Annotated in this window: 14 protein-coding genes and 3 pseudogenes; 14 read left to right on the forward strand and 3 right to left on the reverse strand. The window is 44.3% G+C overall.

Going from position 1 to position 25035, the window contains the following annotated elements:
- Nucleotides 1-96: 96 nt before the first annotated feature.
- The 7 genes from D0A34_07755 to D0A34_07785 all read left to right on the forward strand — a co-directional run bounded on the left by D0A34_07755 (nt 97) and on the right by D0A34_07785 (nt 10663).
- Complete coding sequence (locus D0A34_07755) at nt 97-810, forward strand: hypothetical protein (GenBank protein UNU18786.1); 714 nt, start codon at nt 97-99, stop codon at nt 808-810.
- Nucleotides 811-855: 45 nt separating this feature from the next.
- Nucleotides 856-1233, forward strand: coding sequence for a thioredoxin (locus D0A34_07760; GenBank protein UNU18787.1), 378 nt, complete (start codon nt 856-858; stop codon nt 1231-1233).
- A gap of 115 nt (nt 1234-1348) precedes the next feature.
- Nucleotides 1349-2797: a hypothetical protein gene (locus D0A34_07765; protein ID UNU18788.1), complete on the forward strand. Its 1449-nt coding sequence runs from the start codon at nt 1349-1351 to the stop codon at nt 2795-2797.
- A 214-nt stretch (nt 2798-3011) separates the two neighbouring features.
- Entirely contained in the window at nt 3012-5057 is a 2046-nt protein-coding gene (locus tag D0A34_07770; protein ID UNU18789.1) for an NADH-quinone oxidoreductase subunit L, read from the forward strand.
- A 454-nt stretch (nt 5058-5511) separates the two neighbouring features.
- The gene (locus D0A34_07775) at nt 5512-7098 is read left to right on the forward strand and encodes an NADH-quinone oxidoreductase subunit M (GenBank protein ID UNU18790.1); all 1587 of its coding nucleotides are present in this window, start codon (nt 5512-5514) and stop codon (nt 7096-7098) included.
- A 167-nt stretch (nt 7099-7265) separates the two neighbouring features.
- Nucleotides 7266-9224 (forward strand): AbiA family abortive infection protein, encoded by a 1959-nt coding sequence (locus D0A34_07780; GenBank protein UNU18791.1) that lies wholly within the window; start codon nt 7266-7268, stop codon nt 9222-9224.
- Between the two features lie 365 nt (nt 9225-9589).
- Nucleotides 9590-10663, forward strand: coding sequence for a DUF2817 domain-containing protein (locus D0A34_07785; GenBank protein ID UNU18792.1), 1074 nt, complete (start codon nt 9590-9592; stop codon nt 10661-10663).
- Nucleotides 10664-11017: 354 nt separating this feature from the next.
- Here the strand turns inward: D0A34_07785 and D0A34_07790 are convergent, their stop codons facing one another.
- Complete coding sequence (locus D0A34_07790) at nt 11018-16729, reverse strand: GAF domain-containing protein (GenBank protein UNU18793.1); 5712 nt, start codon at nt 16727-16729, stop codon at nt 11018-11020.
- 781 nt (nt 16730-17510) lie between these two features.
- Here D0A34_07790 and D0A34_07795 point away from each other — a divergent pair.
- Together D0A34_07795 and D0A34_07800 are read left to right on the forward strand one after the other, a co-directional pair.
- Nucleotides 17511-17732 carry a hypothetical protein gene (locus D0A34_07795; protein UNU22215.1) on the forward strand — a complete coding sequence of 74 codons (222 nt, stop codon included), beginning with the start codon at nt 17511-17513 and terminating at the stop codon, nt 17730-17732.
- A 134-nt stretch (nt 17733-17866) separates the two neighbouring features.
- A pseudogene (locus tag D0A34_07800) lies at nt 17867-18023 on the forward strand (type II toxin-antitoxin system HicB family antitoxin).
- Between the two features lie 791 nt (nt 18024-18814).
- Here the strand turns inward: D0A34_07800 and D0A34_07805 are convergent.
- Nucleotides 18815-19558: a LuxR family transcriptional regulator gene (locus D0A34_07805; GenBank protein UNU18794.1), complete on the reverse strand. Its 744-nt coding sequence runs from the start codon at nt 19556-19558 to the stop codon at nt 18815-18817.
- Nucleotides 19559-19650: 92 nt separating this feature from the next.
- Between D0A34_07805 and D0A34_07810 the strand changes: the two genes are divergently transcribed.
- Both D0A34_07810 and D0A34_07815 read left to right on the forward strand, forming a co-directional pair.
- Nucleotides 19651-20073, forward strand: coding sequence for a hypothetical protein (locus D0A34_07810; protein UNU18795.1), 423 nt, complete (start codon nt 19651-19653; stop codon nt 20071-20073).
- 9 nt (nt 20074-20082) lie between these two features.
- Nucleotides 20083-20517 (forward strand): annotated as a pseudogene (locus tag D0A34_07815) (hypothetical protein).
- A gap of 370 nt (nt 20518-20887) precedes the next feature.
- On the opposite strand, the gene D0A34_07820 reads toward D0A34_07815, so the two are convergent.
- Entirely contained in the window at nt 20888-23398 is a 2511-nt protein-coding gene (locus D0A34_07820; GenBank protein UNU18796.1) for an amino acid permease, read from the reverse strand.
- A 480-nt stretch (nt 23399-23878) separates the two neighbouring features.
- Here D0A34_07820 and D0A34_07825 point away from each other — a divergent pair.
- The 3 genes and pseudogenes from D0A34_07825 (at nt 23879) to D0A34_07835 (ending at nt 25020) form a co-directional block, all read left to right on the forward strand.
- Nucleotides 23879-24077: pseudogene (locus D0A34_07825) on the forward strand (type II toxin-antitoxin system HicB family antitoxin).
- Nucleotides 24078-24246: 169 nt separating this feature from the next.
- Nucleotides 24247-24633, forward strand: a complete 387-nt coding sequence (locus D0A34_07830; GenBank protein ID UNU18797.1) for a hypothetical protein — start codon at nt 24247-24249, stop codon at nt 24631-24633.
- Between the two features lie 168 nt (nt 24634-24801).
- Nucleotides 24802-25020: a hypothetical protein gene (locus D0A34_07835; GenBank protein UNU18798.1), complete on the forward strand. Its 219-nt coding sequence runs from the start codon at nt 24802-24804 to the stop codon at nt 25018-25020.
- Nucleotides 25021-25035 lie beyond the last annotated feature (15 nt).

The following is a 25035-nucleotide window of genomic DNA, read 5'->3' on the forward strand; positions in this document are numbered from 1 at the left end:
TGACTGATGACTAATGACTGATAACCGCTGAATGCTCCCATAGATACTTTGTGACACAAATTGGCCGAGAATCAATAACTTTTCTTAATATTTGCAATGACGATCGACTTGGCGCTCGACTCCCACTTAGTTATTCTGGGCCTGTTACTGGTTTTTGCGATCGCCCACAGCGGTTTAGCAGCCCTCCGGCCCAAAGGTGAAAAGCTGATCGGGCCTAGACTTTACCGCGTTTTTTTTGCCCTTGTCAGTTTGCCGCTAGCCGTCATTCTGATTGTCTACTTTTTCAACCACCGCTACGACGGCGTACAGCTTTGGCAAGTACAGGGCGTCCCCGGAGTTAAACCCGCAGTTTGGATACTGTCAGCAATTTCCTTTCTGTTTCTGTACCCAGCAACTTTCAACCTCCTAGAAATTGCCGCCGTCCAAAAGCCCCAAGTTCACCTCTACGAAACTGGCATCATTCGTATCACCCGTCACCCGCAAATGGTGGGACAAGTGATTTGGTGCGTGGCCCACACCCTGTGGATTGGCACTAGCTTTACCCTCGTCACTTCCATCGGTTTGGTACTTCACCACCTGTTCGGAGTGTGGCACGGCGACAAGCGGCTTCAGGCTCGTTTTGGAGAATCCTTTGAAACCATCAAATCTCGAACCTCAATCATGCCTTTTTTGGCAATCCTACAAAAGCGTCAAACCCTTGATTTGCTTGAGTTTCTGCGCCCTTCCTATGTAGGGGTTGTCCTTTTTACGGGCCTGCTGTGGGAAATTCATCCTTTTTTGATGCGTGTAACTAGGAACATATACTGGTAGCATGATCCCTAGGATAGAAAAAAAATTATTAAATTTTGAGGGCTCATGGTGTTGTCGGTTAGCGAACGCACTTTTGCACAAGAGGTGTTTCAAGCCTCTACCCCCGTTTTAGTTCACTTTTCGGCTCCTTGGTGCGGTTTGTGCCGCGCGATCGACCCCACCCTTAAGACTTTTGAGGCACAGTGGGCAGAAAAAGTCAAGCTCGTAGGGGTGAATGCCGATCAATGTTTCAAGTTAGCCCACACTTATCGGCTGACAAGTCTGCCCACGCTGATTTTGTTTGAGGGCGATAAAGTTCGATTTAGATTGGAAGACTACCAAGGACGCGAGGAACTGCGGCGGACTCTGGATTCCTGGATGCTCGCGGCTCACGTAGCTTCCCCATCTCAACGGCTGCAACTTCAGGAAGTCGCCAACAGGTAACATCTTTAAGTCCCATAGCTGTTAGAGCCCCGACTTCTTAAAAAATTCGGGGATATAACAGCTATTGTGCCGGTAAGTACAAGATTTAACGAATTTAACAGGGGTTAATACCACCATGTCTAATTTAGTTAAGGTTGACTTGCTCGCTGCCTCCGAAGCGGGAAATCTCAAAGCATTAGCACTGTCTAATACAGAAATTGACGAAAAGCTGCGCTCGGTGCCCGTGTTTGTGATTACAGATGCGGTTGGTGCGCCCCTCATCGCTTCTGTTCCCAAACAAGGTCAGGGTCAAACCGGCAATGATTCGGTGACAGGAATTTTTATCAGCCAGCAGGATGCTCAAGCTTTTGTCGATCAACTGAAAACTACAAACCCTCAGTTGGCGGCGTCGGTGCGCGTCATGCCGGTGTCGCTGAGCGAAATTTACCAGCTTTCTCAAGCAAATAAAGGCAAGCCGGAGGAGATCCAATTTTCTTTCGTTCCGGCTCCGCAGCAGGTGCAGTCGGCTAAAACTGTACTTCAGCAGACTGGTCAACAGGTTAACGAGTTCAACGGTGTACCTCTGTTTGTTGCCAGAGGTGGCCCGGAAAATGGTTATTTGACGATTCAGCGGGGTCAGCAAGAGGTAATTCCCTTGTTTTTTAACAAGGAGGATTTGCAGGGAATGGTCGATCGTTTTAAGCAGCAGCAGCCCAACGTGACAGCCACAATAAAGATTGAGGTGGTTAACTTGGAGAGCGTTTTGGAAGCTTTGCGTACTGAGGACGACCCGTTCTTGACCCAAATGATTTTGATTCCGTCGCGGGAGTCGCTGGATTTTGTGCGCCAGCTTTCTGGAATTATCACAGACTTTGAGCAGTTGAGCGTTTTTAATAAGTTATTGACTGCATCCGCTAGCGGAGATTTTTTTGACTTAACTCTTGGCAATGATTTATTTCAAATACCTCCAAACAGTGCGACTCAATTTCCTGGCGGCGTGCGAGCCTTAGACGGTAACGATACCGTGAGTGGTTCATCAGATGATGATGTAATTAATGGGAATGCTGAAAATGATGTGCTGCGCGGCGGCGCTGGTAGCGACTTGCTGCGGGGTGGCAAAGGCAGCGATTTAATTTTTGGAGATGAAGGCAGCGATCTGCTCACCGGCGGTCAAGATAATGATAGTCTAGACGGCGGAAGTGGCAGTGATTTTTTGCGGGGAGGTAGAGAAAATGATAGTCTCAACGGCGACGAAGGCAATGATTTTTTATTAGGCGATGCAGGTTTTGACATTCTTACTGGCGGCGGCGAAATAGATACTTTTATTATCAAAACGGATGTTGAGGCAGGGGGGCGGGATGCAAATTCCGCCGATCAAATTACCGATTTAAATCAAGGGGATAGAATTGCGATCGCAGGCAGTATCACTCTTAATGACCTCAATTTCAATGCGGAGGGTGCAAACACGCTAATCTTGTTAGCAAATGGCGACATTTTAGCGAATGTTTTAAATGCAGCACCGGCAACTGTTCGCAGTTCCACATTCATCGCATCCACTACAGATTCGATTCTAAACTTGGGGTAATCGCGATCGACCGCTCCGGCGCATTGATTCATCCCGACCCCTGTCGGGGTGGGATTTCTGGGACATTAATGTGTAAAAACCCAAATCGATAACGCGCCCAACTCGGCATACTTCAAAAAAAATCAAGCATTTATGCCCAGTCGGGCAGGCGTGTGCCACAATTTGTAAAGAATTGTGGCAATATCTAGTAGAAACTTTAAACTACCTATCAGTCATGGAACTGCTTTATCAATACGCTTGGCTGATTCCAGTCCTGCCGCTGGCAGGCGCAATGCTAGTAGGTCTAGGCTTAATCACCTTTAACCAGGCAACCAACAAACTCCGACAAGCGAATGCGATATTAATCGTCTCCGCACTCGGAGGGTCAATGGTACTCTCTTTCGCATTGCTGTGGAGTCAACTACAGGGCCACGCACCCTACACCCGCAGTATTCAGTGGGCTTCTGCAGGCGACTTCTCGCTGAATATGGGCTATATTATCGACCCCCTAACGTCGGTGATGCTGGCGATCGTAACCACGGTCGCCTTTTTGGTGATGATTTACACCGACGGTTACATGGCTCACGATGACGGGTACGTGCGCTTTTACGCCTACCTGAGCATCTTCAGCGCGTCGATGTTGGGTCTGGTAATCAGCCCGAACATCGTTCAGATTTACATTTTTTGGGAACTCGTGGGTATGTGTTCATACCTGCTAGTCGGATTTTGGTACGATCGCAAACCCGCTGCTGACGCTTGCCAAAAAGCTTTTGTCACCAACCGCGTCGGCGACTTCGGCCTACTGCTGGGCATCCTCGGCATTTACTGGGCCACCGGCAGCTTTGAATTTGACGTGATGGGCGAACGCCTGCACTCCTTAGTCGAATCCGGTGCTCTTTCGGCGACTCTGGCGACAATCTTCGGCGTCCTCATATTTTTGGGACCAGCAGCCAAATCCGCTCAATTCCCCCTCCACGTCTGGCTGCCAGACGCAATGGAAGGCCCGACACCGATTTCGGCCTTAATCCACGCCGCAACAATGGTAGCCGCCGGCGTATTCCTGATCGCTCGGATGTACCCGGTGTTTGAAGGGCTGCCGGCAGTCATGAATTTGATCGCCTGCACCGGCTGTTTTACGGCATTTATGGGTGCTTCGATCGCGATTACCCAAAATGACATCAAAAAAGGCCTCGCCTACTCCACCATCTCCCAACTCGGCTACATGGTGATGGCAATGGGGGTCGGCGCTTACAGTGCCGGACTTTTCCACTTGATGACTCACGCTTATTTCAAAGCAATGCTGTTCCTGTGTTCAGGTTCAGTCATTCACGGGATGGAAGCAGTTGTAGGCCACAACCCCGCTCTCGCTCAAGATATGCGAGTCATGGGCGGCTTGCGGAAGTATATGCCCATTACCTCTGCTTGCTTTTTAATCGGAAATTTGGCAATCTGCGGAATTCCGCCGTTTGCTGGTTTTTGGTCAAAAGACGAAATCCTCGCCAGCGCCTTCGCAGCAAATCCCGCTCTGTGGGCTGTTAGCTGGCTGACGGCGGGGATGACCGCGTTTTATATGTTCCGGATGTATTTCAGCACCTTTGAGGGCGAATTCCGGGGCAATAACAATGCTATCAAACAGCAACTTCTGCAACCGGGTTTAGTTTTCGGCCCCGGAGCGATGAACGTTAAGGAATTGGCATCAACTGGCGAAAGTCACGACGAACAGGACCATTTACCTCACGAATCTCCTCTGACAATGGCTCTGCCGTTAGTGTTGCTGGCCGTACCTTCTGTGTTTATCGGTTTTCTGGGTACGCCGTTTGCCAATTATTTCGAGCAGTTTGTTCGCGCTCCTGGCGAGTCTCTCGAAGAAGTTTTGGAACACGCTGCTGAGTTCAATTTGACGGAATTTTTGATTATGGGCGGAAGCTCTGTAGGTATTGCTTTGCTGGGCATTACTTTGGCTTCTCTGATGTATTTGAGCCGTAAAATTGACGCAAGTGCGATCGCCCAAAAAATCAAACCGCTTTACGAGTTCTCCCTTAACAAGTGGTATCTCGACGATATCAACGAATTTCTCTTTGTCAAAGGCAGCCGCCGTTTAGCGCGGCAAGTCATGGAAGTGGATTTGCGAGTCGTCGATGGTGTCGTAAACTTAACAGGGCTTATCACCCTGGTTAGCGGCGAAGGTTTGAAATACTTTGAGAGCGGTCGCGCTCAATTTTATGCCCTGATTGTGTTTGTCGCAGTTCTGGGTTTTGCGATCGTTTCTGGAGTTAGTTAAATCTTTAGGGACACGGCCTGGTCCATTGGTGCCCACTTAATGTCAAACCGACCGTATCTCTTGTTTGTCTCGAAGTCTAGATCCCCCCTAACCCCCCTTGATAAGGGGGGAACAAGAGTATTCTCTCAAAGTCCCCCTTCTTAAGGGGGATTTAGGGGGATCTGAACTGGGCAAGCAACGAAAGATACAAAAGTTTTTAGGCTTAAGTTTACACGCTTTGGGCATTGCCGTATCCCCACTAGGAGATATTTGAAGAAATGGTATTAGGTTAATAAATCACAATTGACAATTAGCTAGTAGAAATAAATCTTTCATTAAAATTCACTGTTGCGATCGCATAATTTGTCCAAATAATAGCAAAAAAAAATGTTCCGTCTAAAGAAAGTATAAAATTTAGGCTAAAATTGCCAAAATGTGTTTAAACCTAATAACTGATGGATCATTTTAAAACGCAATGGATACAGCTAACTTTCCCTGGTTAACAACAACAATTCTGTTTCCCATTGCTGCGTCCTTGCTGATTCCTTTAATTCCCGATAAGGATGGCAAGACGGTGCGGTGGTATGCCCTAATTGTGGGTTTGATCGACTTTGCCCTACTTGTTTACGCTTTTTACACTCAGTACGACTTCAGCAATCCAGATTTGCAACTGGTAGAAAGTTATACTTGGGTGCAGCAACTCGATTTGAATTGGTCTGTGGGTGCTGACGGTTTATCGATGCCGCTGATTTTGCTGACTGGTTTTATTACTACGCTGGCTACTTTAGCAGCTTGGCCGGTCACATTTAAACCGAAGCTTTTTTACTTTTTGATGCTGACAATGTACGGCGGCCAAATCGCAGTTTTTGCCGTACAGGATATGTTGCTGTTTTTCCTAGTTTGGGAACTGGAATTAGTCCCGATTTACCTGATTTTGTCAATCTGGGGCGGCAAAAAACGCCTCTACGCAGCAACTAAGTTTATTCTATACACCGCAGGCGGTTCGCTGTTTATTTTGCTGGGCGGGCTGACGATGGCGTTTTACGGCGATACTGTGACTTTCGATATGCGGGCGATCGCAGCTAAAGATTACGCCCCCAATGTAGAATTGCTCCTGTACACAGGTTTCTTGATAGCTTACGGCGTCAAACTGCCGATTTTTCCACTGCACACTTGGCTCCCTGACGCTCACGGCGAAGCAACGGCACCCGCCCACATGTTGCTAGCAGGAATTCTCCTAAAAATGGGCGGCTACGCTTTACTGCGGATGAATGCGGGAATGCTCCCGGATGCTCACGCTACCTTCGCACCCATCTTGGTAATTTTGGGTGTGGTTAACATTGTTTACGCGGCATTAACTTCTTTTGCTCAGCGAAATTTGAAGCGGAAAATTGCTTATTCTTCGATTTCGCACATGGGGTTTGTGTTAATCGGGATAGCTTCGTTTACCGATTTGGGTGTTAGCGGTGCAATGCTGCAAATGGTTTCCCACGGTTTAATCGGGGCGAGTTTGTTCTTTATGGTGGGTTGCACTTACGATCGCACTCACACGCTCATGCTGGACGAAATGGGCGGTGTAGGACAGAAAATGCGTAAGGTTTTCGCCATGTGGACTGCTTGTTCTATGGCTTCTTTGGCTTTGCCGGGAATGAGCGGTTTTGTAGCAGAATTGATGGTGTTTGTAGGTTTTGCAACCAGCGATGCTTACAATCCTGTTTTTAAGGTTTGTGTGGTATTTCTAGCTGCTGTAGGGGTGATTTTGACTCCGATTTACCTGCTGTCGATGCTGCGTGAAATCTTCTACGGCCCTGAGAATAAGGAATTGTCGGAACACGAGGAATTGGTGGATGCGGAACCGCGAGAAGTGTTTATTATTGCGGCTCTGTTAGTGCCGATTATTGGCATTGGTTTGTATCCGAAGATGCTGACTCAGGTGTACGATGCGACTACTGTACAGTTGACTGCAAAATTGCGCGATTCTGTGCCGTCGCTTGTGGCTAAGGCTGCTACGGATAAAACTCTGTCTCTGCGTGCTCCGGCGATCGAGCCGAGTAAGTTGTGATTTGAACTGGATTTAGCAAGAAAACCCCCAAACGATTGTAAAGATAGGTTTTGGGGGTTTTCTATTTTTTTTCGGTGGGGCGATCGAGGCAAATCAAGGTTAGAATCTCAGTAATGTTGGCTTATTTTAAAGCTTTCAAGACCTCTCATCTACTAGATTCCTAAAAAATGACAGATAAAAGAAAAACTCAACTTGGCTACTTCATAGATTTTAAGCTTTGGCAAGATGCTTTGAAACTTTTAAGATTTGAAATTAAGCAAAAGCAATCTAACAGGCATTTCAATACTTTAAGTATGTTTTATTATGAAAAGCTTGATGCAGCCTGTCTAGATGCTGAGCCTCAAACTTATTTCCAAACTAAGATAGCAAGTAGCCTCTTTTATGGCTTAAAAAAAGAATTTGCTGTCTTCTCTTATGTAATACCTAAAACTGGTCTTGGACTACGTGACTATAAATTTTTTACTTACCCAATGCGAGCGGTTTACTATGCAGTTGGGCTTTACTTACTAAAGCTCTCGCAGGAATTTATAATTGAGACTCATAAAAAAGTAAACAGAATAGAAGCTTTTTATGGAGGCAATCTAAATTATAAAGCTCACGAGCTACAAATTACAGCAACAAACATTTACTACCGTAGCTTTCATGAACAATTCAAACAAAGAATTAAAGAAGAAACCATAAGCGGAAATCAAGACAAATTTATTTTACAGCTAGATATTGAAAACTATTTCAACGAAATATCAATTCCAAAGTTACTTCATTTTTTGCATACTTATGTAAAACCCAGTATGCAGGCGAGTATGGCATATGACTCCTTCACACGTGAACAAATTGTTTGTCTATTTCAATTCATTGCTAACGGAAAATCTTCTGGCATTCCTCAGTCAGATAACAATGTCATATCTAGCTTTATTGGTTACTTGTATCTAGTCTTTGGCGATTTACTTATAGATGATGTGTTGAAAAACTGTACCGCTATTATTGATTTTTATAAAATTATCAGATATACAGATGACATTTATATATCGATCACCTTTAAGCATGGGATTAGCCATGAAGATCAAGGTATTCTAATTCATTCAATAGCATCTCAAATTTCGGAACTTTTATACAGCCGCTTAAATCTTAAGCTTAACTTAAAGACGAGGCTCTATCGCATGGCAAAGCAAGATGAAAAAGAAGAACTTCTTAAAAAAATTCGTAGAGCGTATCCTAGCGATGAATACACTAATATTAGTGAAAAAGAGGAAGAACATAAAAGCAAAGAGACTGAAGTCAGCACTGAAACACCACAAGAAAAGCTAAATAAAGTATTTAAAGAATTAAGACAAATTAAAAAGTCGAGAGTTGAAGACTACTTCATACGAGATCGAGATAGTTCAACTCAAGATGAAATTTTACAATCAGTTTTTGATAAGAGCGTAGAACAGATTCTTAACAAACCAGAAAATAAAAAAGAAATACGCTCTATATTCAATAAGTTTAACTTTGATTTAGTTAAGGTTAAGCCTCTTGAAATCCTAGTTGTTCTTCTTAAAGATGAAGTATCTCTAGATAATTTTAAGAATTTCTGCCTTCGTAAAAATATTATTACAATAAGCGATGCAGATTTGATAATTAAATTTTTATCTCAGACCAATTTTGGCGAGGATAAACTACTTTGGAAGCTCAAACAAAATGCTCATATGAATGATATTATTGATGTATTCATTGAGGGAAAACTTAATTGCAGTAGCCCTGGATATTATAGGTTAGCCTGTATGCAAATGCATCAAATTGCAGTAATGCCAGAGGTGATTGAGCAAACTAGATTGAGAGTATTAAGTGAAAAAGAAAGCTCTTATTCTGTTGCGCTTAACCATCTGCTTAATGAAATTCATGCGGTATGTATAAAGAAAGAAAATGCAATTAATAAAAATTATGATGTTAATGATGTGATTAAATTTCTTCATTTAAATAATGTTCCACATGAGATCTGTATAAAGATCAGAAATTTGTTTGATCGTAGAAACTCTAATAGTATTTCGCATCCTGGTTCTGATGATAGCCTTGCTTGGGAAGTTACACAAGAAGAGTATTGGGATTATCATGAAAACGTTGGTAAGTGTTTAGATTTTCTGCTGTAGCAAATGGCTGCTAGGTGAGTTACGAATAATATGTTGAGCAGCCAGCAGGATAACAAGACGATGGATCGGAATAATATTGAGAGCTTTTTCGTCTAGTTTTTAAGTTTATTTGCCACGGCTCAACTCTGCCGTTATCCTTCGATCGATCACAATACCGAATACTTAAAAATTACCTGCGGTCGATCGCCCTTCAATTCACGCTCGATCGCTCTCTTAATTTCTAGCATTATGGTTCTGCCAAGAGTGCGATATTTGTCAAGGGCGATCGGAGTGTTAGACCGCAACTACAATATAATTAATAGTTATGCCGTGTAAGTTATCTTTTGAGGCATAGTTGTAAAGCTACGGGTGGGTAATCAAGATTTATGAGCTATTCAGAAGCATTTTCACCCAACTACATTACTGCACGAGAGCGATTTCGAGCAGCATCTTCATCTTTTGGTTATCAGCACACAGCCTATCCCATTGATCGGGTTAGTCCAACTGGTGAAGAATTAACTATTGATGTGGCGATCGGTGGTTCTTCAAACCCACGACGATGTGTAGTCATTTCTAGTGGCTTGCATGGAGTAGAAGGCTTTTTGGGATCTGCAATCCAACTTACCTTGTTAGAAAAGCAGCAACTCCTCACATCCTTGTCACCTGATGTTAAGGTTGTATTTATTCATGCTCTGAATCCTTATGGTTTTGCATGGCGACGACGTTGGAATGAAAACAACATAGACTTAAACCGTAACTTTTTATTATCTGAAGAAGTTTTTGATGGCAGTCCAAAGGACTATCCTAAACTCAATTCGTTTCTAAATCCTACTTTACCTCCATCACGCTTTGAACCTTATATTTTTCAAGCTATTTGGCTGATCTTGAGATATGGAATGACCAGTTTGAGAAACACTTTTCCTGTAGGGCAATACGATTTTCCAAAGGGACTTTTTTTTGGTGGCCATGCTGCATCCAAAACTCAAGAGATTCTAGCTAGCAATTTGCCCCAATGGATTGGTAATGCTTCAGAGGTAGTGCATATTGATTTCCACACAGGTTTAGGACGCTGGGGAACTTATAAGCTTTTGCTTGACGGATCTGCAACATCAGAATCTTGTTCAAGACTAGCTCAACGATTTGGAGCAGAAACAATAGAACCGAACAATACAGAAGGTGTGTCATATCCAATTCGCGGTGGATTAAAAACTTGGTGCCAAGCTCTTCTACCAGAGTGTCGCTATGATTTACTAACTGCAGAATTTGGCACTTACTCAACGATTAAAGTCTTGAAGGCATTGCGGGCGGAGAATCGTGCTTACTGGTGGGGTAAGTCAGACCAAAGCTATGAATGGACAAAAGACCAGTTGGTAGAAATGTTTGCACCCATATCTCGCAAGTGGCGAGAACAATGCTTAGCTCAAGGACTTGATCTTTGTAAACGAGCCTTGATGGACTGAAGGAGTTGCGACGGTAAGCGATCGCAATACCCAATACTTCAAAATTACCATTTGGTCGATCGCTCTTCAATTCGGTATTGCGATCGCTCTCTTAATTTCTAGCGTTATTGTTCTGCTAAGAGTGCGATATTTGTCAAGGGCGATCGCCCGGAGTAAGTGAGGTAACCTATTTACAGTGTAACTGATAGCTATAATTTATAATTATGAACTCAATCCAGTTTAAAAGATTCATAAATATCAATAGAATTAGAGGCGCCTATAAGGAATTGCGCCCAGACTTTTTTAAGATGTCTATTCATCACTAGAGCTGATCATTGTCTGTTTAGAACTACAGGAAATAGCAATAACAACTACTCATCGGGTTTGGCTTTGCAAAGCCAATTTTTGATAGTTCTGTCGAATAGGAATCTGAATGATGAACTCTGCTCCCTGGCCGGGATGAGAAACACACTTCAACTGTCCGCGGTGTTTTTCTACCACAATCTGGTAGCTGATTGATAGCCCCAGACCCGTGCCCTTCCCTACGGGTTTCGTCGTGAAGAACGGGTCGAACAGCCGCCGGTTCACTTCCTCTGTCATACCGGGGCCATTGTCGCAAATGCGAATCACAACAAATTGGGGAGCTTTGCGGGTCGCACCGAGCTTGGAGGAATCCACCTCAGCCGAAGAAAATGTAGAGCTTTCCGCAATGGGGGGATTGGAAATCGGGGATTTTTCTTCTTCCCCATACCCCACTGAGGTGCGAATTGCGATCGCCCGCGGCCCCCTTTGGTCATTGAGAGTGTCAATCGCATTCGCCAGTAAATTTACAAACACCTGGTTCAGTTGGCCGGCATAGCACTCCACCAGGGGCAGCGGGCCGTACTCTTTAATTATTTGAATGGCAGACTGGTCTAATTTGGCTTGCAGTCGGTGCTGCAAAATCAATAAGGTGTTATCAATGCCCTCATGGATATCGACCTCTTTCATTTCCGCTTCATCCAGTCGCGAGAAGTTTCGCAGGGAGAGGACTATTTCGCGAATTCGGTCTGCCCCGACCTTCATCGAATCCAGCACTTTGGGTAAGTCTTCCATCAAGAAATCTAATTCGATTGCCTCAATATCCTCAACAATCGCTGCTGTGGGATAGGGGTATTGTTCTTGATAGAGTTTCACCAGTCCTAGTATGTTTTCACTGTATGTTCTGACGTGACTCAGGTTGCCATATATGAAGTTAATCGGGTTATTGATTTCGTGGGCCACCCCGGCCACCATCTGTCCGAGGGAGGACATTTTCTCAGTCTGAATTAGCTGGGTCTGGGTGCGCTTGAGTTCTTGGAAAGAAAGCTCTAGTTGTTCGGCTTGTTTTTTTAATTGCGCTTCTGATATTCGCAGAGCTTGCTCTATCTGCACGCGATCGCGAATTTCCTGGCTCAGGAGCAGATTTTTTTCCTTTAATTCCTGCGTCCTCTCTTCCACTTTATGTTCTAAAGTCCGGCTGTAATCTTCTAATTGCTCATTGGCTTGTTTCAGGTTGTCAGTCGCCTCAGACAAATTGGCATAGAGTCGGGCATTTTCCAAGGAAATCGCCGCTTGAGAGCAGAGCACGGTTAAAACTTCCAGGCGATCGGGAGTAAACGCACTCCTTGTCAGATTATTTTCCAAGTAAAGCAGACCAATGAGCTTTCCTTTATGGACGATCGGCATACATAAAATAGACTTGGGTTGGGCGTGGACGATATAGCTATCCCTGGTAAAAATCCCCTCCTGACTCGCATCATTTAAGACCACATCTTTCTGAGTTCTAGCCACATAATTGAGGAGAGAAAACGGCAATTTTTGACTCGTTTCTATTGGTGGGGATTGCAGCACTATTACCTCATTATTATCTATGCTTGCCGTCCCTTCTACCACCAGTTGACCATCTTTTTCTAAAATTAAGTAGCTTTTTTCAGCCCCAGCATTCTCAATCGCAATTTTCAATAACTTAGAAAGCAGACTTTCCAGAACAATTTCGCCAGAAATAGCTTGAGAAGATTTCATCACAGAGGCGAAATCCAGTGCTGCAAAACTCCCCGTAGTCGTCGAGCTGGTCGTCCGCGATACGTCGAATCTGGGGGCTTCTTTAGTCAGTATTCGCGAGAAAAATTCAGGATATTCTTCTGATAAATCCTGCACTTTTGCCTTCGCTCCCCAGCGAACATAGCCATAGTAAGCATCCGTCAAATAAATCTCCGCTATCTTCTCCCTGCCGCGAGAGAAATAAAACTCGGCAGCGCGTTCATTAGCTAGGGCTTCTTCCTGAATGTATCCCTGTTCTCTGGCTCCTTGAATGCTAGCGTCATAATACTCCATCGCTTTGCCAATTTTACCCAATACCCGCGCTTTCTCCGCCTCCACTAACTCGTACTTATGCTGGAAGTTAGACGGGGCATGAAATGCCCATTTCTGCATTTTTTCTTGATTAGCTTCAACTAAGCTGATGTATTGCTGTTGTTCGGCGTCTGAAGCTTGAGGATAAACAGCGAGTAGAGCGAGGGAATAATAGAAGTTGTGAGGAGCACTAACTACCATTCCCATCACGCTGACTGCGTGTTCGGCGGCTAAACTGGCATTGGCAACGGCATTCTTTGGTTCTTTAAAGAGATATAAGAGAATTGTCTTAGCTAGATAAGTAATAAACAGCAAAATTGTATTGTTAGTTTCAATAAAAACAGGCAACATTTGTGTTTCATTAAAACTTTTGCCAACCAACTGACATTTGGCCTCAGATTCATTTTGAAGATTTAGCGTCACTTGGTGAAATATCTGGATGTAATAGATAGAATAGTCTTGTTTTAGTTTGAGCGCTAAATCAAGATATTGCTCTTGTTCCTCTTCTATAATATCTAATCGTTCGCCAGTCAAAAATATGCTCGCACAATAGACAGTAACACAATAACCGGCATATTCTATATCTCCAGTTTCCAGTCCACTTTGAAACGCTGACAGTAAGGGGAGTAAAGCTTGTTTAGCTGGCGCTTTCCAGTGTATAACAAAGCCATAAAATAATTGATTAACTCTACATTTAAGCGAGTTTGCATTAAATTTATTCAACAACTTTAATGCCAAGTGACCAGACTGATATCCGGCATCTATATCCCCTATTACCGAACACAGTATTAAACTATAAAAAGCATACGCAAAAGCAGCAATAGAGGAATATCCATACTCCATGCAGATTTTAACCAAAGTCACTGCAAGTGGGAGCAAAATTGCGGGATTAGCAGCAAGAACAGGAGAAATAAGAGAAGTCAGTATACTTAAAGCCGCTATTTTGTAAGGGTCTGTCATCTCTGGGAGATTGTCTAAGTCTGCGATATCTGGCAACTCAACCACAAAACCCCCGTTACCCTCGTCCTTTGACAAGGAAACACCCAGCATATCCAGCACTTGCATCCCAGTATCAATGGCTTTTAACATCTGATTTTGAGCCATATAAAACTGGATTTGTAGCTCGTATACTTTCACTTTTTCCAGCAGGGTGGTAGCTTGTTGCAGAACAACTTCAGCAAGAATTGCTGACTTTTCGTAATTGGTATTAATATATTCTGCTTCCACCGCTTCTACATAGAGTGCTAGTGTCAGATCGTAGTTACTCTGCCAACTGTTTTCTGCCAAGAGTTCTAACCCTACTCTTAGTTGCGTGACAGCAGTTTCATAAGCTGTTGCGGCCTTAGCTTTTTTGCCTGCTATCAAATTTAATCGGGCTAGACGATCTTTTTTTGCCTGATTGGTGATGAAGTCAGCCCCAACATTTAACTGATTGACAATCTCAAAGATATTTTCTTCAATCTCCTCTGTTGGAGTATGCTCTAGTAGCAGTTCACCAATTTTAAAGTGGGTCTGTTGTTTCTGAAATTCCGGAATAAGAGAATACGCCGCTTGCTGCACCCGGTCATGGAGAAATTTGTAAGCGATAGGCGCGTGATAGCTGTAAGGCAAAGGGGCAGGTGAGGATAATAGCAGAGGAGAATCTGGAGCTATTCTCTCCTTTACTTCCCTGCTCATTTCATCTGAGGTAAAAACGAGAGGGATTTTGTAGGCTTCGCTCAGGGGCAAAACCAAGCCAGCCTGAAGCGCTTCCCATAAATCAGCGGCCGTTTCCGACTCAGATTTTTCATTGACAATAGCCAGAACTTCTAAATTAAATTTGTCTCCAATACAGGCGGCTAACTTTAAGACATCCTGCGTCTCTTCCGGGAGTTTTTGAATATTTCTGGAAATCAGTTCGACGACATTATAATCTGTGATGCCTACCGCTTGAATTTGGTTCAATGACCAATGCCAGCACCCAGCACTGAAATCAAAGGTCAATAGCTTTTCTTGATGCAGAGTAGCGAACATCTGAGTCAAGAAGAAAGGATTGCCCTGCGTTTTATTGAAAAGTAGCTCGGACAATTCAGAAACCCGGTTTCTCAGAGCGGAAGACTCATTGAGGGTATCTGCTACCAGCAAGCTGACGTTGCTAATATCCAAAGGACGGAGGATTATATTATTTACAACCGCCCCATTCTTTTGAATCTCCTCCAACGTCAGCATCAACGGATGGGTCGGACTAACTTCGTTATCTCGATAGGCTCCCATCAGCAGTAAATATTGGCTGTCCGGGTCACAAATCAGCAAATCAATCAACTTGAGCGATGCCGAATCTGCCCACTGTAAGTCATCCAAAAATACGACGAGCGGGTGTGAGGGTTTAGTAAATACATGAATGAATTCTTTAAACACCCGATTAAAGCGATTCTGGGATTCAGATGGCCCTAATTGGGGAATAGCTTCTTGAGTACCGACAATCAGTTCGACTTCGGGAATGACATCTACTAGGACTTGGCCATTTGACCCTAAAGCTTCTAAGAGTTTCTCTTTCCAAATCGCTAGTTTTTCCGAACTTTCTGTTAACAGATGCCGCATCAAGCCCTGAAAGGCTTGAATCAAAGAAGCATAAGGAATATTTCGCTTTAATTGGTCAAATTTACCGGAGATAAAATACCCGCGCTGCTTGAGAATCGGTTTTTGAACTTCATTCACTAAGGAAGATTTGCCAATCCCTGAGTAACCGCTCACTAGCATCATTTCGCTGGTACCGCCGGAGACTCGCTCAAAGGCTGCCATCAAAGTGGCTACTTCTTGCTCACGACCATAGAGCTTTTGCGGGATGATAAATTGTCCAAATTTATCCCTCTTACCGATTGGAAATTTGTCAATTTTCCCATTCGCTTGCAGTTGATGACGGCATATTTCTAGGTCAGCTTTTAGCCCCCTAGCGCTTTGGTATCTGTCTTCAGCCGTTTTGGCTAATAATTTCATTACAATGTCAGAAATTGCTTGGGGAATCTCACCGATTTGCTGATGGGGCGGCACTGGTCTTTTAGCGATATGGCAGTGAATTAATTCCAGGAGGTCCGTGGCTTGATGGGGCAGCTTTCCAGTTAGCATTTCATAAAAGGTGACACCTAATGAGTAAAAGTCGGTGCGGTAGTCAATTGATCGATTCATCCGCCCGGTTTGTTCTGGGGACATATAGGCAAGGGTGCCTTCTAGCAAGTTGGGACTGCTGAGAATCTGGTTTTCTCGCTCTAGGTGCGTGGCAATGCTAAAATCGATAATTTTTATTTGACCAGTTTTGCGGTTGATAATAATATTCTGCGGTTTAATATCTTTATGAATAATCTTATTTTCATGCAGTTGAGCTAGGGTCTCTGCTAGATGAATTGCCAGACTCAGAAATTCGTTGATTTCAAGGTGTTTAGCCGTGATTAGGTTTTTCAGGGAGTCTCCTCCAAAATCTTCTAATATCAGCGCCAGACCGTTATTATGCTTTTCCACAGAGTAACCTTTGATAATCCCGGCTAGATTCATAGTTTTGACAATTTTATATTCATGCCTCAATCGTGCGATTTCTTCTATTGTGGGATACTCGGGTTTGAGGGTTTTTACTATAACCGGAGTTAGGTCGGACTCCCTAACGCCGCTATAAATAACTGTATTGACACCTTCATGAAGGGGCAACGATAAAAGTTTGTAACCGGGCAGCGTGGTATTCATATTCGTTTTTTCGATTGGTCCGATTATTCGGGTGGGGAATTGATGGATGGGAACCTGAGACAGCGATCTTCGATCGCCTGTTGGGAAAGATTAAACGAGCAGAGCATCAGCTTGTTAGCAAGTGCCAATATTTTGTCCGCTCCTTCAATGCTAAAGTGCATTATTGTCTAATCTTTAACTATAACTATAATACCTGTGCGGAAGTTGGAAAACCAAGGATTGGCGCTTGGATAAGCCCATTCCGATAAATTCTGCGATCGCACTATCTAAACCATCTGTTTAAAGTTCTCTGGACGTACTCCGAACAGACGCTTAAAGTTTTGATAACTCAGGTTCTTTACATCCCAGTAGCTCATTATCTGTCTCAGCCTGAATTATTCCAACTTAGGATTATACATCCTACTACAACCTATTTGTAGCAATTCGACCGGGCGCGATCATTGCTCTTAACAGTGTACAGGTCGCGATCGCCTTGCCTACTTTTTTAAGAGGTCTATTGTAAGAGTGTGCTAACCATAGCTGAGTTAGTTGAGGGCGCGATCGTCGCTAAGTTGAAAACCTGGTCTGTAAGTGAGCAAGATGCGATTATGGAAGAACTTGAAGATGAGCCCAGAGGGGAACCCGCATATACTTGTTATCCCAACGCTCTTGCCAAACTTGCAGCGCGACGGGCTTAGTATCACGCAGGTAAAACCCAAGAACTCGCTCCAGAAACCTGGTGAATTCGCGTAATACAGCCCGCGTCGGTAACAGGATCAAAAGTTACAAAAAAGGGCAATGGATGCAAACCATCCTTTGGAGTCGTGAAGAAGTCCCGCCTCGTGCCAAACATTTGTATGAGAGCAGCATCCGCCCAAAAATTAACTTAGAAGAGAATGTTCGTAGGATGGTAATCATTGATATAGAAACAGGCGACTATAAAGTTGATGAAAATGGTTTACACGCTGCTGATTACCTAAGTGCGAAACATCCAAATGCTAGACTCTTGCGTCTCTGTATTTGATTTAAACTTGCTGCATCTCTAGGTAGTGTCATTGAGCGTCTCTCTAAGTGATTTCACGTATGGTAGATGATAGATATGCTAAACTTAATTTTATTAGATATTGCTTGAAAGTCAAGCGGTTTGAGTTTAAATTGATGAGAACGTTTACTGCGGTGGTTCCGAAAGACCCTGACACTAATTTATATGTAGTCAATGTTGCCGGTTTCTAAGAGAGCGCATTCTCAATGAGAAACTTTAGATGGCCTACAAGCGAACTTAGGTGAAGCGAGTGAAATGTTGTTGGAGGATGAGAATCCAGCATTAAATCGGCCTTCTCTTCAGTACGAGCTTCAATTAAGTACGATCGCTCTTTTAGTCTTTACCCTTAATTATTCTAGTTTGTATAGTTGCTAGGATAGCAGCGAATACTAACCGGACTGCAACTCATGCTAAAAACCATCAAAGGTATTTGCATTACTTGCCAAACAATTCTATGATGGTTCATCATAATCTTGATGATTGTTTCGTTTCATTCTTCAAACTAAGCTAATATGCGATCGCTGGTGTTGACTCTAGCTCTCATATGTTTAGCCACCCCCGCTGTTGCCACAACCTGCGAGGAAAGCTTTCACAAAAAGGGGGACTTTTTGAATGGTGCCGCCTTTTCTGCACGTGTTCAGGTTGAGGGGTGATCGATAGAGAGAGCATTTTCCCAATTACGACCCATTTTGCCCCGCGAGGGTATCAAGACTCTCAGCACGGATCTGAACTTAGGTGTAATGAAATCCGAAAATCCCGCCACAGCATTTCAGCGTGCTTTGCGAATTGAGGTATTTGCCTCAATTGGCAAAGCAATCTATTAAATGTTGAAATAATCTTTACGCTTCCGAGTGGGGTGGGTGCAAGTAAAGACACCGTGAAGGGATACTTGTGTGGTGGACGAAATCAATAGTTCCCGCCAACTACAAATTAATATCTAATCATTCATTTGATGAATTTTAGTTTCCAACACTCGATCGCAATACCCGATACTTCAAAATTATCAGTAGAGCGATCGCCCTTCAATGAACGTGCGATCGCTCTCGGGGTTTCTAGCGTTAAGTTTATTGCTGAGTGTTCTGCATCAAGTTGGATGGAGAGCTTTTTACACTTGGCAAATTATATTTGGTCGCGGAAAGCTGTGCCACCATTTCTGCACGAGACGAAACCTCAAGCTTACGGAACATTCGCTTCAAAGCTTGCTTCACTGAATTCTCAGTAATCCAAAGTTCCCTCCCGATTTCTGCGTTGGTTCGCCCCAAAGCAACCAATTCGGCAATTTGCAATTCACGAGGCGTTAGGCGTGAGGTCTTGAAAGGTTGCTGTTGCGATTCCCTACCGGATAGCTTCGCTTCGCGCACTGTTGCAGCCCAAACAGACAAGTGCAAACAGATCGCACTCAAATCGGCTAGATTTTGTGTATCAAAGGCGGGCATTGACTGTTCTCGGGTACAGCCCACTACACCCGCTAATTTACCGCTATTTACGATCGGCCCCGCCATCACGTGCCAATGATCGGGACGGGGACAAATCATTGTCCAAACCTTGGGAGATGCCACCAATGCTTCATGGACAGGAGCGTGACGCTCCACTAGATAACGCACAACAGGATTATGTTCGATTGATAGTCCAATTTGCAGTGTTTTCTGAAGATTACTATCTACCAAGGGCAGCCGATCGAAGAAAAAGATTCCCCATCGTTTAGCTGCAAAATACTCACCGATTTTGGGTAGGACTTGCGATCGCAAATCTTGTTCGTCCTTCACCTGGTCGATCGCTTCAAATAAAAGCTGCAAGGGACTTTTCATGGTCATGGTGTCAAAAAGAGTACCCGATCGAGGTCTGGAAGCATTGCAATACTCAGTTTATATTACCCTTATAATCTCAAAAACAACTTGACATGACAACAGATTTGGAAATCGATCGCGATCCTACACCTTGGATGCCGATCGGCTTTTACGCAACTTCAATAGTCTTTAATGTCTGCTTAATTGCTCAGTTATTGACGGTTGGAGTTGCCTACTTCAATAATCCTGCATGGTGGAATATTCATGTTTGGCTAGTGCGAGGGTATGGTGGATTGTCATTAGTATTACTGGGATGGTCGTTTATCGCCCCCTTCTCACGCAGAATACGACATCTCGCCACAAGTTTGCCAGTGCTGCTTGGACTACAATTTGCCAGCATTCATCTCAAAACTCCTCTTCACCTAGAGGTACTTCATCCTCTGATTGGATGTGCGTTGCTCTATGTTTCTTCCAGCCTTGTACATCGTCTATCGCGCACTTTATCGTCCAGCAACTATGAAAATAATCAAAGTTGAGAGATAGAAATGACGCAAGATGCAATCTTCAGTCCCTTCTTTGCAACCGTGTTTCTAACACTCCTAGTCTAGGTGTATATGTACATCCGCCGTATCAGTTTTATCACCAGTCTAAAGCTCGGCCCGAACGAACTGGCTGTACCAGGCACACTGGCGCAGATATCGCCACCAAACGTATCCAATCCATCGGATAACCTAAAGAACCTGTTCGAGATCCCGATAATTTTTTATGCGCTTGTCCTATACCTCTTCATCACAAAGCAGGTGGATACAGTGTATGTGAACGCCGCGTGGGTCTTCGTTGTGTTTCGCACATTGCATAGTGCTGTCCATTGCACATTCAATCTCATCATACTTCGGTTCTACCTCTACCTATTTGCCACGCTCGCGGTGTGGTTCATCGCGATCCGCGCAGCACTTATCCACTTTGGCACAATTGATTAACCTCGCTCAAATGAGCTAGAAGTTATCAACAGTCGCCGAACAATGAGCGTGCAGCGGAAAGGCCGCTCTGTTTCTACCTGTGTGTTCGGGGTATTGGGGGGCGGTCTGCTACTGAACCAAGTCGTTAGGTCGCGATCGCAATACCCAATACTTCAAAATTACCAGTGGGTCGATCGCCCTTCAATTCGGTATTGCGATCGCTCTCTTAATTTCTAGCGTTATTGTTCTGCCAAGAGTGCGATATTTGTCAAGGGCGATCGCGCTTCTAAGATTCTTACGGCTTCAGATCGAGCAGTTTGCCGTAATTGACACCCGGATTGATTATTGTACCGCCTCAGATTGTTTGAGGGCTGCACTGAACGCCAAGTGGTTAAGATTCAGCAGCGATCGGGAGTGCTGAAATTATCTGTTGCCGAATGGGTATCTGAATCACAAACTCAGTGCCTGATCCAGGTGTAGAAAAACACTTGATTTTACCGCGATGCTTTTCAGTAATGATTTGATAACTAATAGACATCCCCAAACCCGTACCTTTACCGATGGCTTTGGTGGTAAAAAATGGGTCAAAAATGCGCTGCTTCACTGTGTCTGGCATACCGATTCCGTTGTCAGCGATCGCCACCTCCACCCATTGATTGTCTATCGCAGAAGTCCGAATCCTAATTTGGTTCGGGGTGTCTTTAAGCTCCTGATAGGAGCGTTTGGTATTCATCTCATCTAGGGCATCCAGGGCATTAACCAAAATATTCATGAATACCTGATTGAGTTGTCCGGGGAAACATTCCACCTTCGGCAAATTGCCATAGTCTTTGATCGTTACCACGGCTGGACACTCTGGTTTATCTTTGAGGCGGTGTTGCAAAATCAGCAATGTACTTTCAATTCCCTCATGAATATCAACATATTTGAAGTCTGCTTCATCCATACGAGAAAAGTTTCGCAACGAGACGACAATACCGCGAATTCGCTCGGTTCCTACCCTTAGAGATGAAATTATCTTTTGGATATCTTCAGTGAGGAATTCCAAATCGATTTCCTCTGCCATTGCTTGCACCTCTGGATCGTTGCTGGGATGGCGCTGTTGATAGAGTTCGATCATCTGCAGCAGATTTTGGGTATATTCGTCCAGGTGGGTAAGATTACCGTGGATGAAGTTGACCGGGTTATTGATTTCATGGGCAATTCCCGCAACCAACTGTCCCAAGCTAGACATTTTTTCGCTTTGGATAACGTGCATCTGAGCTTTTTTCAGTTCGTTTAGGGTCGTCTCCAGTTCTTTTGCTTGCGCGGTCGAGGAGATTGCTAGTTCTTCGATCGCAGCAACCTGGGGCAGAGTTGTCCAGCAAGCAATCGCCACTCCCACAAATGCCAGCGTCATCAACACAATCATCAGCAGATAGGGATTGTTGGTTCCGGCTTCTACCCGCAGCCTGGAGCGGATCAGCCAACTGATCGTCGCTGTACCACAAATCAGCGCAATCAAAATTGCGACCTGAAGCACCACAAAGTATTCGTTTTTAGGAGGAGTTACTGGCTTGGTATGGAGTCGATCCCACCACGGTAAATGCAAAGATGCCCAAGGAATCCGCAGAATCGCAGCGTCGATCGCTATCACTACTAACGGCAACAGCAATCCGAGACAAAAATCCATCCATCCCCAGGCAAAACCACCCACCACGAGGGAAATGAACTCCACCACCAGTAATGCTAAGGATAGTCGCCCCCAACGCACGACTGGATCGTTGCGCTGCATCCACAGCCCCAAGTGGAACCCCATGATAGAAATGAAAAAACTCACCCCTGACACCACGACAATTCGAGTGGTGTTGCCCCATACTAAAAACCCTAAACTACAGATAAAGGTTAGCAGCAGCGCGGGTTCTAGGGCACCCCGACGGGACGCTGCGCCAAATCCGGGAGACAACAGCCCATCCTGCGCGAGTTGGAAAAGGATGCGGGGCGTATTGCAAACGCTAGTCGCAGAGCCCAACAAAGAGCTAGCCGCAACCAGCAATGTGACTATGGCAGGGGCAGCGTCTCCCCAGAAAGGCTTGGCAGCCACCAAGAAATTGCCGTACAAATTGCCTTCTAAACCGGGAGCGGTTGCCAACTGCACCAACAGTAAACTGCCACCCACAAACACCAGAGGCATGAACCAGGCAACCCAAGACAACGCCTTGAGGGTGTCTTTTGGGTGCACACTGTCTGCTACAAAGGATGAAGCTGTATCGCAGCCATAGAAGCTATAAGCGGCAAACAAGTACCATTTCAGCCAGTCCTGGACACTGATGGCATCAATGCTGCTAGGCAAGAGTCCGGGGCTTTGGGGCGAAAAGGCAAGCCAGCCTAAACCCTGAACGCAAAAGAGGAGTAAAAAGCCGATCGAAGGAAAGACAAAAAATAGGTGAAGAATGGCGACGGCGCGGGTGCCACTGAATGCTAAAAAGTAAGCGATCGCAGTAAAACCGATCTCAAACACTTTTTCTGGAATATTCAGCCCCATCGGTTCTAAATGGAATTGAATCAAGTTTGTGAGGACGATCGCATTAATGGGCGGAAAGGAAACCCACCCCAAGTAGTAGGCAATCCCCAAGTAGCGGGAAAGGGCAGGGTAACGATGGAGCAATCGCGTGATGTAATTTGGTGTTCCTCCAGATACATCTGGATATTTCTCACCCAAACTCTGAACTTGAAGGTTAAACAGAATTCCGACGATAACACCAGGAATCCAAACCAACAGCGATGCGGAGCCAATTTCTGCTTGCATCGACGGCGCTAAGGTAAACCACATCAGATATCCAACCACACTAAACCCCCAAGCTTCCGCAGAGGACATGGTGCGCCGGAGGCGATTCAGAAATGGCACACGATCTATTTCCATAACCAGCAGATAGGGGTAATCCTATTGTGATACAAGTGCAATTTTTACACTCACTAAAAAACAAATACCTAGTCTTTCCTTCTAGTGATAAAAATTCTCAGATCGAGCTGATGTAGCGGTGAAAGATTGAGGCAATCAGTTGAGGTTGCTAGCCATCGCACTCTTGATCACAACAACTCATTAGAACTGATATCTGGCACCAGTTGCAATAACCCTTTCATGGGCGGGCTACAAGAGCAACGGCCCACAAAAAAAGTCACTTTTTTTGGAAGAGGTCGAAAAGCCTGTTAAGCGAGAATGGTGCAATATCTCAGTTGAAACTAACTCAATAGAGTCTTTTCACTTTGTTTGATGTGCCGTTAGCTAGCGATCGCAATACTCAATACCAAATACTTCAAAATTACCTGCGGGCGATCGCGCCGGAGCAAGTTTTGAAGCGATGCGCTAAAATCCTGTTCAGATAGCTATGATAGATTAATCATGAATATCAAGGCGATTATCTGGCAAGAAGATGGCCTATGGTGCGGCTCAGTTCCAGCACTTCCGGGTTGCTACACATAGAGAGAGTTAGGAACAATTGTTAGAGATGCTTGAAGATGCTGTTCAGGGTTGGCTTGAAGTCGTCAATCAACAAAATGAACTGGCGCCGGAGAAACAGTTAATTGAGTTATCTCTATGAAATCTGTTTCTGGCAAAGCACTCTGCAAAATCGTTGAGCGACATGGTTAGGAGCTAAAAAGAATCGCTTTGTCTCGTTAGAAGACTCTTTTGCTCTCCCTCCCTAATTCTTCAATCCACCGGGTCGTCTTCATCAAAAAAATTGAAAAGGTAAAAGCCTTTTTAGGCCTATGAAATGGTTGAGTCAATATCTTTACGAAATCAAATTAGATAAAGCTATTCTCTGGTGCTATCTCATTTGGTATGTTGTAGTTGTTTGTTTTCATTTCGATACTTCGCTTAAGATATGGATTAATTCCCTTGGTATAAGTGTTGTAATCGGTACGGGTCTGATGCTAAGTGTTTCTTCTAGTAAAGGCAAAAGAGATCATTGGCAGACATTCAGGTTATATCTCATGCCATTTTGTGTCTCAAGCTTCTCAGCCTTGATTAAAGAGCAGGGATTTATCGTATTCATATCACCAAATCTCAAAGAAACAATAGTCTCAGTATCATGCTGTGTTCTGTTTCTATCAGTTATTTTAGTAGTCAAAGTATTCACAAATAAAGTTATTTAGTAGGAGCAGGAAAGTTTGTAAAATGCAGCACAAATATGACATTTAAGGCTGTAATTCCCCCGATGGCCTTTAAAGACTATCGACATTGTAGAATTATTACGCCCCGATGAAGCGATTGAATTGCTTATTGAAATCGCTTTCTTAGTTTCTAGTCCGATAGTTCTTTGAGTGCGATCGCTTTTTGGTTGGGCGATCGCCGAGTTGTACTATACTGGCCTCTGTAAAGAAATTACAATGCTCCCCAGACGAAGATCGGCGGTAAGCGGGTTGCTAAAATCGGTCGATCGCGCTGGCATTTTTTGCCCTCAAATCCCTTTCTTTGGATTAATAGGCGTTTTAAATTCTGCTTTCTACTTTCTCCCTTGGGGCGACACAAGCGGTGGGTAATGCCCTCCCTACGGT

Source organism: Microcoleus vaginatus PCC 9802, assembly GCA_022701275.1.
GTDB lineage: Bacteria > Cyanobacteriota > Cyanobacteriia > Cyanobacteriales > Microcoleaceae > Microcoleus > Microcoleus vaginatus_A.

Coding starts and splice junctions, on each gene's coding strand:
- D0A34_07755 (UNU18786.1), top strand. CDS start 97: ATGACGATCGACTTGGCGCTCGACTCCCACTTAGTTATTCTGGGCCTG.
- D0A34_07760 (UNU18787.1), top strand. CDS start 856: ATGGTGTTGTCGGTTAGCGAACGCACTTTTGCACAAGAGGTGTTTCAA.
- D0A34_07765 (UNU18788.1), top strand. CDS start 1,349: ATGTCTAATTTAGTTAAGGTTGACTTGCTCGCTGCCTCCGAAGCGGGA.
- D0A34_07770 (UNU18789.1), top strand. CDS start 3,012: ATGGAACTGCTTTATCAATACGCTTGGCTGATTCCAGTCCTGCCGCTG.
- D0A34_07775 (UNU18790.1), top strand. CDS start 5,512: ATGGATACAGCTAACTTTCCCTGGTTAACAACAACAATTCTGTTTCCC.
- D0A34_07780 (UNU18791.1), top strand. CDS start 7,266: ATGACAGATAAAAGAAAAACTCAACTTGGCTACTTCATAGATTTTAAG.
- D0A34_07785 (UNU18792.1), top strand. CDS start 9,590: ATGAGCTATTCAGAAGCATTTTCACCCAACTACATTACTGCACGAGAG.
- D0A34_07790 (UNU18793.1), bottom strand. CDS start 16,729: ATGAATACCACGCTGCCCGGTTACAAACTTTTATCGTTGCCCCTTCAT.
- D0A34_07795 (UNU22215.1), top strand. CDS start 17,511: ATGCAAACCATCCTTTGGAGTCGTGAAGAAGTCCCGCCTCGTGCCAAA.
- D0A34_07805 (UNU18794.1), bottom strand. CDS start 19,558: ATGAAAAGTCCCTTGCAGCTTTTATTTGAAGCGATCGACCAGGTGAAG.
- D0A34_07810 (UNU18795.1), top strand. CDS start 19,651: ATGACAACAGATTTGGAAATCGATCGCGATCCTACACCTTGGATGCCG.
- D0A34_07820 (UNU18796.1), bottom strand. CDS start 23,398: ATGGAAATAGATCGTGTGCCATTTCTGAATCGCCTCCGGCGCACCATG.
- D0A34_07830 (UNU18797.1), top strand. CDS start 24,247: ATGAAATGGTTGAGTCAATATCTTTACGAAATCAAATTAGATAAAGCT.